The following is a 7,709-nucleotide window of genomic DNA, read 5'->3' as shown; positions in this document are numbered from 1 at the left end:
GCCGCGGTCATCGCCATCGGCATCAACCTGCGCGCGGGCATCTCGTCGGTCGGCCCGGTGCTCGAGGAGACGCTCGCGGCGTTCGGGGCGGGCGCGCAGTACGCCGGCCTGATCACGGCGATGCCCGGCTTCCTGTTCGCGCTGCTGGGACTGGTGGCTGTGCCCGTCGCCAAGCAAATGGGTTTGACGCGCACGATCACCCTCGGCGCGGTGCTGAGCCTCATCGGGCTGGCCGCGCGGCCGTGGGTCGGCGCGATGTGGGTGTTCGTGGTGCTCACGGGACTGGTCGTCGCGGGGATCGCGGTGGCGAACGTGCTGCTGCCGGCGTGGATCAAGCGGCACGGCGGCCGGCACATGGTCGCGTTGATGACGGCCTACGGCGCCCTGCTCGGCCTGTCCGGCGCGCTCGGCCCGCTGAGCGCCCTGTTCTTCCGCGGCGATTCCGCCTGGCAGTGGGCCCTGGCCGTGTGGGCGGTGCCGGCGGCCGTGCAGGTCGTCGTGTGGATGGTGGTCGTGGCCCGGCTCGGCGACGACCGTCCCCGCCCCGGCCCGGCCACCTCACCGGATTCCGGCGCCGAGGCGTCGGAGTCGGCCCCGATGTGGCGTTCCTCGACGGCGCGGTTCCTCCTCGTCTTCTTCGGTCTGCAGTCCATGAACGCGTACATCCAGATGGGCTGGCTGCCGCAGATCTACCGTGATTCGGGTGCGTCGGCGACGACGGGCACGCTCGCGTTGGCGCTGGTCGGCGGCCTCAACGTCATCGGCGGGCTGGTCATGCCGTCGCTCATCGCCCGCGCGCGTTCGCTGACGCCGTACGTCGTCGTGTTCGCGGCGGCCACCGCGGTCGGGTACCTCGGGCTTTTGCTTGCCGACGGCTACGTCCCCCTCCTCTGGTCCTTCTTCCTCGGACTCGGCGGCTTCTGCTTCCCGACGGCCATCGCCCTCATCCCCGCGCGCAGTCGCTCGCACGTGGTGACGGCGAAACTGTCCGGATTCGTCCAGCCCTATGGGTACCTCGTGGCCGGCGCTGGCCCAGTTGCGGTCGGTGCCTTCTACGGGGCGACGGGGGAGTGGCGGGCGATTCTCATCGCGTTGGTCGTCGCCGCTGTCTTGATGGGCGTCATCGGCGTCCGGGCTTCGGCGGCCACGACCATCGACGACGAGCTCACCGCGGCCGCTCGCCGCTGAGCCCGCTGCTTGGCTTAAAAGGCGCTGCCAGATCGGCTTTCCATTCCAGGCACGGCAGCAGATCTTCGTCATCCACGGTCATCGGCGGGGAGTTAGTGCTCGGATCCTCCAGACCTCGATTCTGGTGTCGAAAAACCCCAGGTCAGAATTCGGGGCGCCCAAGGTCTGGAGGATCCTCGCACTAAGGCGCCGGCGACTCCGCCCAAATGCCACGGCGTGGTCGGCGACTTCGCCCCAAATGCCACGGCGTGGTCGGCGACTCCGCCCAAATGCGACGGCGTGGTCGGCGACTTCGCCCGAGTGCTGTGGGGTTAGTGCCATATGGTCAACGCTCACCTTCGGCCATCGGCGAAACCGCTGGTGGTCAGAAGTGCTACTCGGGAGCGTTGACCGTATGACACGAAGGCGTGGGAGGAATCGCCGAGAGAGAGGGGAAAGAGGCCGAAGTCGAGGGGGAAGGGGGACTCCGGCCGGTCACGGTGGGGCCGTGAGAGAAGGAAAGGGGCGGAAGCGGGGAGGCGGGGCGTCGTCAAGCGAAGAAGCGGGAGCGACGCGGAACTGCATGCGGCGCGGATCCGCACGGCAGGCAGGAGAGCGCCGCGGAGCCGCAGAAGCGCCCTCCACCCCCGAAACCCACAAACCCCAGCGTTCGGGTGCCCCCGTGTGAACCGAAATCGGCGCGGAAACGGCGTGAGCCTTCTCCGGTCACCCCCGTACGGATAAGTTCTTAGTGTCCCTTCCGGAACAACAGGAGGCTCTCCCATGTTCACGTCCCGCAAGACCAAGATCGCCGCGATCTTCACCGCCGGCGCCCTCGCCCTCGCCGGCTGCTCGTCCGACGACGGCGGCAACGGCGCCTCCGGCAACGGCGGCTCCGACGGTGATTCCTACAAGATCGGCATCAACCAGCTGGTCCAGCACCCGGCGCTCGACTCCGCCACCACGGGCTTCAAGGAAGCGTTCGAGGAAGCCGGCGTGGACGTGGAGTTCGACGAGCAGAACGCCAACGGCGAGCAGTCCACGGCGCTGACCATCGCGCAGCAGTTCGCGTCGGCCGACCTGGACCTGGTCCTGTCGGTCGCGACCCCGGCGGCGCAGGCCACGGCGCAGAACATCCAGGACACCCCCGTCCTGTTCACGGCCGTCACCGACCCGGTGTCCGCCGACCTCATCGACTCGATGGAGGAGCCGGGCGCCAACGTCACGGGCACCTCCGACGCCGCGCCGGTCGACCGCCAGCTCGACCTGCTCAAGGAGCTCGTGCCGGACGCCAAGAAGGTCGGCATCGTCTACGCCTCCGGCGAGGTCAACTCGCAGGTCCAGGTCGACGAGGCCAAGAAGGCCGCCGAGTCGCGCGACCTGGAGATCGAGACCCAGACCGTCACCAACGTCACCGAAATCCCGCAGGCCGTCCAGGCCCTCGGCGACGTCGACGCGTTCTACGTGCCCACCGACAACCTGGTCGTCTCCGGCATCGCCTCGCTGGTCCAGGCCGCCGAGAGCTCCAAGACCCCGGTCATCGGCGCCGAGGCCGGCACCGTCGAGGGCGGCGCCGTGGCCACCCTGGGCATCGACTACACCGAGCTGGGCCGCCAGACCGGCGAGATGGCGCTGCGCATCCTCCGCGACGGCGAGGACCCGGCCACCACGGCCGTCGAGACCGCCAAGGAGTTCACCTACATGGTCAACGAGGACGCCGCCGAGCGCCAGGGCGTGACCATCCCCGAAGCGATCCTGAACGAGGCCGAAACCGTATGATCCCCGCCGTCGAATTCGGCCTCATCTACGGAGTGATGGCGCTGGGCGTGTTTCTCACGTTCCGCATCCTCAACTTCGCGGACCTGACGGTCGACGGTTCCTTCACCACCGGCGGCGCCACCGCGGCCGTCGCCATCCTGGCCGGGTGGAATCCCTTCCTGGCCATTCTCGCGGGCTTTGCGACGGGTTTCGCCGCGGGATTGATCACCGGTTTGCTCCACACCAAGGGCAACATCGATGGGCTGCTCGCGGGCATCTTGACGCAGATCGGCCTGTGGTCCGTGAATCTGCGGATCATGGGATCGTCGAACGTGCCGCTGCTGCGCGAGGACACCATCTTCACCCCGCTGCGCGACGCCGGGCTGATGGGGTCGTGGGCGTCGGTGGGCATCTTCGCCGCCGTCGTCGCGCTGATCACGGCGGGCATCGTGTGGTTCCTGAACACCGACTTCGGCCTGGCGGTGCGCGCCACCGGCGACAACGGGCCGATGATCCGCTCCCTCGGCGTGTCCACCGACCGCACCAAGCTGATCACCCTGGCGCTGTCCAACGGCCTGGTCGGCGCGGCCGGCGCGGTATTCGCGCAGTACCAGGGTTTCGCCGACAACTCGATGGGCGTCGGCCTGATCCTCATCGGCCTGGCATCGGTGATCATGGGCCAGGCGATCCTGGGCCAGCGTTTCCTGTGGCTGTCCGTCGCGGCGGTCGTCGTCGGCGCGGTGCTCTACCGCTTGATCATCTTCGCCGCCCTGGAGGTCGGGCTGAACCCGAACGACATGAAGTTCATCACCGCCGCGCTGGTGGTCATCGCGCTGCTGGTGCCCCAGTGGCGCTCGGCCATCGGCGGTGCCATCGCCGGCTCGCGCGCCAACCGCGGCCGCACCAGTGATGGCGCCGGGGCCGGGGCGAATGGTGCGGTCACGCCGAACACCGCGGCGGTCACCGGCGCCGGCGATGCGGCTGCCGTTCCCGCGGGCGCCACGGCTACCTCCGATAACCACGACGGTCCGGGCTCAACCGACGGGAAGGTGAACGCGTGATGCTGACCATCCGAAACGTCTCCAAGACGTTCTTCCCCAACACGGCCAACGAGCGCAAGGCCCTCGTCGACGTCTCCCTGGATCTGGCGGAGGGCGACTTCGTCACCGTCATCGGCTCCAACGGTGCCGGCAAGTCCACGCTGCTCAACGCGGTGTCCGGCCGCATGTCCATCGACTCCGGCGACATCGGCATCGACGGGATCTCCGTGGGCAAGATGCCCGACCACAAGCGCGCCAAGTACATCGGGCGGGTCTTTCAGGATCCGCTCGCCGGGACGTCGCCAAGCCTGACCATCGAGGAGAATCTCTCCCTGGCCTACCTCCGCGGCAAGCGGCGCGGGCTGGGGATGGGCCTGTCGAAGGCGCGGCGCGAGGTCTTCGTCGAGGAGCTCAAGTCGCTCGAGCTCGGCCTCGAGGATCGCCTCACCGCGAAGGTCGGGCTGCTGTCCGGCGGCCAGCGGCAGGCGTTGTCGCTGCTCATGGCCGGATTCACGCGGCCGAAGATCATGCTGCTCGACGAGCACACCGCCGCGCTCGACCCGCAGCGCGCCGGATTGGTCACCGAGTTGACGCACAAGATCGTCGAGGACGGCGGCCTGACCACGCTGATGGTCACCCACAACATGGAGCAGGCGATCCGCCTGGGCAACCGGCTGATCATGATGCACGAGGGCCGCATCGTCTACGAGGCGTCCGCCGAGAAGAAGGCGCAGCTCACCGTGCACGACCTGCTGCAGGAGTTCGTGAAGATCAAGGGCGCGACCCTCTCCGACAAGGCGTTCCTGGGGTAGCCCGCGGGCGGAGCGGGCGGGGAGAGTCGGCGCGAAGGGGGTCCCGCGCCCGCTAGAACCGCTCCCACTCCTTGGGCGGGGGCGCGGTGAGGTGGAGGACGCCGCCGTCGGGAAGCGGGACCTCCAGCGAATGGGCGTGGAGCATCATCGTGGTGATCCCGCGTCCGCGAACGTGCCGGTTGAAGCCGGGCGAACCGTAGCGGGAATCGCCGGCGATGGGGTGGCCGGCGTCGCGGCAGTGCACGCGGATCTGGTGTTTGCGACCGGTGAGCAGGCGGGCCTCGATGACCGTCGCGCGACGGCCGTGGCGTTCGATGACGCGGAAGCGGGTCTCCGATCGCTGGCCGCCGCGGCTTTCCGGCACCGCGACGGTCGCCCGCGACGTACGGCGCAGCGCGGTGGTGCTGACGCGCAGGTCGTCGGGCCACTCGCCCTCGACGAGCGCGAGGTAGCGCCGGTCGATCTCATGCTCCCGGTCGCGGAGGATCTCCTGCAGATGGCGCAGCATCGCCGGCGTCTTGGCCAGCATGAGCAGCCCCGACGTCTCGCGGTCGAGGCGGTGCGCCAGCTCGAGGTCGGGCAGGTCGGGCCGCGCCTGCCGCAGCGCCTCGATGACCCCGGCATCGACTCCGGTGCCGCGGTGGACGGCCAGGCCCGCGGGCTTGTCGACGACGATGAGCTCCCCGTCTTCGTGCACCACCGCATTTTCGACCGTGGCGATGAGATGGCCGGGGACGCGCCGCGGTTTCTTCTCGGCGTCGACGGTGATGGCGGGCAGAGTCAGTTCGTCGCCGCCGGAAATGCGGTGGTTCTGCTTCACCTTCGAACCGTTGACGCGGATTCTGCCCTCGCGCATCAGGCGGAACAGCAGCGTGGCGGGCACGCCCGTGAGCTGGGAGCGGAGGTACTTGTCCAGTCGGCGGCCGTCGTGGGCCTCGGGGATCGTCACCGTCCTCGCTGCGAAAGATTGTCCGCCGCGGGATTCACCCTGCGGGGATCCGCGCTGGCCCGCATCGGTGCTCCGGCCGGGAGTGCGCCCGGGGTCATTGCGCCCCTCAAAGCCCCGCCTGCGGGATCCACTCCGCGGGGATCCACGCCCCTGCCGTCCCCGCCGCTGCCCAGCGCTGCCGCCGATTGTGCTCACCACTCCGAAGAAAAGACCGTGCTCGCGGGCCGAATCCCACGGCCCGCCCAGGAATGCCCGACCATAGCCGCACCACGCCGCCCGGACGAATCGGCCGCGGGGAAGGGGAGATGGGCGTCGTCAAGCGAAAGAAGTGATTGAATGGGCGCTGCCAAGTGAATTGACACCCCGGGGAAAGGGCGCGCGATGACCGCGAACGACAAGAAGCTGCACGACGAAACGAAGCTGATCCACTCCGGGTACGTGCCCGGCAACAAGGACCCGCGGCAGGTGCCGATCGTGCAGTCGACGACGTACACGTTCGACTCGTCGGACGACATCGCGGCCGTCTTCGACGAGCCGACGCACGCGCTGATCTACTCGCGGTTCGCGAACCCGACCGTCATGGCCGTCGAGGCGAAGATCGCGGACCTCGAGGGCGGCGCCGCGGCGATGGCGACGTCGTCGGGGCAGGCGGCGACGGCGCTGTCGATCATGAACCTGTGCTCCGCCGGCGACAGCTTCGTCGCCTCGTCCGAGATCTACGGCGGCACGTCGAACCTGTTCTCCACGACGCTGAAGCGCTTCGGCATCGAGGTCATCTACGTCGACCAGAACGCCTCCGACGAGGAGATCGCCGCCGCGTTCAAGCCGAACACGAAGGCGCTGTTCGGCGAGATCATCGCCAACCCCGCCATGAGCGTCCTCGACGTGGAGAAGTTCGCCCGCATCGCCCACGGGCAGGGCGTGCCGCTGATCGTCGACTCCACTTTCGCGACTCCGGTGCTGTGCAAGCCGATCGAGTGGGGCGCCGACGTGGTCATCCACTCCACCTCGAAGTACCTTGACGGCCACGCGGTGCAGGTCGGCGGCATGATCGTCGACGCCGGCACCTTCGACTACGCCAACGGCAAGTTCCCCGGTTTCACCGAGCCCGACGAGTCGTACCACGGCGTCGTGTACACCCGCGACTACGCGGCGGCGCCGTTCGTGATCAAGGCGCGCATGCAGCTGCAGCGCGATTTCGGCGCGTACCCGGCGGCGCATTCGGCGTTCATGCTGAACCTGTCGCTCGAGAGCCTCGACGTGCGCATGCGCCGCCACTGCGAGAACGCGCAGAAGGTCGCCGAGTACCTGTTCACCCGCGATGACGTGCTCGACGACGTCCGCTACCCGGGGCTGCCGTCGTCGCCGTACGGCGATCTGGCGGAGAAGTACCTGTCCGGCGCGTCGGGCGTGCTGACCATCGACGTCAAGGGCGGCCGCGAGGCCGGCGTGAAGTTCATGGACTCGCTGCAGCTGATTTCGCGCCAGGTCCACGTCGCCGACGCGCGGTCGTGCGTGCTGCACCCGGCGTCGACCACCCACCGCCAGGTGCCCGACGATCAGCTCGAGTCCGTCGGCATCACCCCCGGCCTCGTGCGCATTTCGGTCGGCCTGGAGAACGCCGACGACATCATCGCCGACATCGAGCAGGCCCTGGAGAAGGCGACGCAGTAGGGGCGGGGCGCGCCGGGCGGCCGGGTCCGGGCGGGTGCGTGCGCGGAAGTTCCGTCGGCAAGCGTCCGTTTCCGTTTGCTTTACGACGGTCCGACGCTCTCCCCGAGCGGCGCATCGACAGTCTCCGCCGCGGCCCCCGATTCGCGAGCCCCTAATCCATGATCGGCATGGAGAAGTCCGCGCCGGTGGCGACGCCGTCGGGCCAGCGCTGGGTGACCGTCTTCGTGCGCGTGTAGAAGCGGAACGAGTCCGGGCCGTGCTGGTTCAGGTCGCCGAAACCGGAGGCCTTCCAGCCGCCGAAGGTGTGGT

The 7,709-nt window shown here is 69.0% G+C and carries 6 protein-coding genes and 1 pseudogene; 5 read left to right on the top strand and 2 right to left on the bottom strand.

The annotated features are described in order from the left end of the window. The 4 genes from GX015_RS11165 to GX015_RS11150 all read left to right on the top strand — a co-directional run. On the top strand, positions 1-1,188 hold a 1,188-nt coding region (locus GX015_RS11165; protein ID WP_366926288.1), incomplete at its 5' end, for an MFS transporter. Between the two features lie 762 nt (positions 1,189-1,950). Then, positions 1,951-2,946 carry an ABC transporter substrate-binding protein gene (locus GX015_RS11160; protein ID WP_291345178.1) on the top strand — a complete coding sequence of 332 codons (996 nt, stop codon included), beginning with the start codon at positions 1,951-1,953 and terminating at the stop codon, positions 2,944-2,946. Beyond that, positions 2,943-3,986 carry an ABC transporter permease gene (locus GX015_RS11155; protein ID WP_291345176.1) on the top strand — a complete coding sequence of 348 codons (1,044 nt, stop codon included), beginning with the start codon at positions 2,943-2,945 and terminating at the stop codon, positions 3,984-3,986. The genes GX015_RS11160 and GX015_RS11155 overlap by 4 nt, the downstream gene beginning before the upstream one ends. Next, entirely contained in the window at positions 3,986-4,777 is a 792-nt protein-coding gene (locus GX015_RS11150; protein ID WP_291345174.1) for an ABC transporter ATP-binding protein, read from the top strand. The genes GX015_RS11155 and GX015_RS11150 overlap by 1 nt, the downstream gene beginning before the upstream one ends. A gap of 52 nt (positions 4,778-4,829) precedes the next feature. Here the strand turns inward: GX015_RS11150 and GX015_RS11145 are convergent, their stop codons facing one another. Next, a complete protein-coding gene (locus GX015_RS11145) occupies positions 4,830-5,726 on the bottom strand; it encodes an RluA family pseudouridine synthase (RefSeq protein ID WP_291345172.1) in 897 nt (298 codons plus the stop codon). A 381-nt stretch (positions 5,727-6,107) separates the two neighbouring features. Here GX015_RS11145 and GX015_RS11140 point away from each other — a divergent pair, with 381 nt between their 5' ends. Then, positions 6,108-7,400, top strand: a complete 1,293-nt coding sequence (locus GX015_RS11140) for an O-acetylhomoserine aminocarboxypropyltransferase/cysteine synthase family protein (RefSeq protein WP_291345170.1) — start codon at positions 6,108-6,110, stop codon at positions 7,398-7,400. A 151-nt stretch (positions 7,401-7,551) separates the two neighbouring features. Here the strand turns inward: GX015_RS11140 and GX015_RS11135 are convergent. Then, positions 7,552-7,709, bottom strand: a pseudogene (locus GX015_RS11135) (methylmalonate-semialdehyde dehydrogenase (CoA acylating)); the annotation flags it as partial.

The organism is Corynebacterium sp. (genome assembly GCF_012837295.1).
In the GTDB taxonomy this organism is placed as follows: domain Bacteria; phylum Actinomycetota; class Actinomycetes; order Mycobacteriales; family Mycobacteriaceae; genus Corynebacterium.
The sequence above is the reverse complement of the archived record's forward strand: the minus strand, read 5'-3'. Positions and strand labels throughout refer to the sequence as shown.

Bases quoted from the DNA above. Each gene is read 5' to 3' on its own strand.
- GX015_RS11160 (WP_291345178.1), top strand. From the start codon at position 1,951: ATGTTCACGTCCCGCAAGACCAAGATCGCCGCGATCTTCACCGCCGGC.
- GX015_RS11155 (WP_291345176.1), top strand. From the start codon at position 2,943: ATGATCCCCGCCGTCGAATTCGGCCTCATCTACGGAGTGATGGCGCTG.
- GX015_RS11150 (WP_291345174.1), top strand. From the start codon at position 3,986: ATGCTGACCATCCGAAACGTCTCCAAGACGTTCTTCCCCAACACGGCC.
- GX015_RS11140 (WP_291345170.1), top strand. From the start codon at position 6,108: ATGACCGCGAACGACAAGAAGCTGCACGACGAAACGAAGCTGATCCAC.